The sequence below is a fragment of the Streptomyces synnematoformans genome, assembly GCF_039531005.1.
Classification (GTDB): Bacteria; Actinomycetota; Actinomycetes; order Streptomycetales; family Streptomycetaceae; genus Streptomyces; species Streptomyces synnematoformans.
Genome location: NZ_BAAAPF010000652.1, coordinates 1 through 1,403 on the forward strand (window position 1 = coordinate 1; position 1,403 = coordinate 1,403).

General features: G+C 81.2%; 2 protein-coding genes. Both read right to left on the bottom strand.

Annotated elements, in window-relative coordinates; all coding sequences use genetic code 11:
- The coding region (locus ABD317_RS36885) for an acyltransferase family protein (RefSeq protein ID WP_344296433.1) at positions 1-641 on the bottom strand (641 nt) is incomplete at its 3' end.
- On the bottom strand, positions 634-1,403 hold a 770-nt coding region (locus ABD317_RS36890), incomplete at its 5' end, for an alpha/beta hydrolase (protein ID WP_344296435.1). The genes ABD317_RS36890 and ABD317_RS36885, both read right to left, overlap by 8 nt.

The following is a 1,403-nucleotide window of genomic DNA, read 5'->3' on the forward strand; positions in this document are numbered from 1 at the left end:
CCGCGACCGCCGCGGGCGCCGCGGGCGCGCAGCGCGTACGGCACGAGCCAGCCGGCGGCGACGTTGGCCCACCCCAGCGCCGCGGGCCCGTCGAGCCGCAGCCGGCACAGGTCGACGCAGCCGGCCACGGCCAGCGGCCACCCCGGGTGCAGCCGGGTGGCCAGCGGGGTCGCCGCGGTCAGCACGGCGAAGACCAGCAGGAACCACAGCGGCGACAGCGCCAGCTTGCCGAGGGCGCGTGCGGTCGGGTAGCCGGCGCCCGCGGGCAGCAGCGCGCCGAGCACCACCGCCCAGACCGCGAGCACGGCGGCGACGGGCCGGAACAGGCGGGCGAGCCGGCCGCGGAGCCAGCGGGCGTAGGGGGTGCCGGCGGCGCGCGCTGAGGCGTGGCCGCGGGCGGCGACGTAGCCCCCGACGAAGAAGAAGACGGCCAGGGTCTGCAGCACCCAGGAGACGGGCGCCAGCCCGGGCAGGTGTCGCAGCGGGCTGGCGGCGCGCACGGTGCCGCTGTCGGCGACGAGGGCGGTGACCAGCCAGTGGCCGAGCACGACGCCGAGGATGGCGAGGGCGCGGAGGGCGTCCATCCCGCGGTCACGGCCGGGCGGGGTGGCGGCGGCGACGCGCAGCACGGCGTCACGCATGACCGCATCCGCGGAGGGCGTGGCGGGGGGTGGACGGGGCGGCCGGGCGGTGGGACGGGGCGTACGCGGCCCACGGGCGACAGGCCGGCGCGTACGGCTCTCCGGTGGTCCGGGCGGCGGCCTCGACCCCGGCGCGGCGCACCGCGTCGGCCGGCTCGCCGAGCCGGTCGAGGGCGGGCTGCGGAGCGTGCCGTACGTCGTCGGGGCGGTCGAGTCCGCCCGGGCCAGGGCCGGGCGGCCCGTACGCCGCCGCGGCGGCCTCCGGCCCGGGCCCGCGGCACGCGGCTTCCCCGGTCACGATCCGGGCCAGGCTCCGCAGCGGTACGGAGCCGGGGCTCAGGTAGTCGCTGTGGCCGCCGGGGCCCGCGGCGAAGGGGCAGGCGCCGAAGCCGGCCGACACCGGGTCCGGGCCGAAGCCGACCGTCGCCACCAGCAGCGGGACCCGCACGTGCGGCACGTCGCCCACCCAGTCGCCGGCCCCCCGCCCCGCCCACACCGTGGCGGGGGTGTCCAGCTCGGCGGCGCTGCCGGCGCCGACGCCGGGACTGCCGTACAGCACGACGTCCGCGACCCGCAGCCCGGCCGCGGCGCGGCCGCAGACCACGGAGCCGTAGGAGTGGCAGAGCAGCGAGATCCGGGCGTCCGGCCGGGCGGCGGCCAGCGACCGGACGAAGGCGCGCAGCCGGGGGGCGGCGTCCTCGGCGCGGCCGGCGCTCAGCGACGCGGCGCTGGCCGCGGTCGCCGGGGCGTAGGCGGGCGACG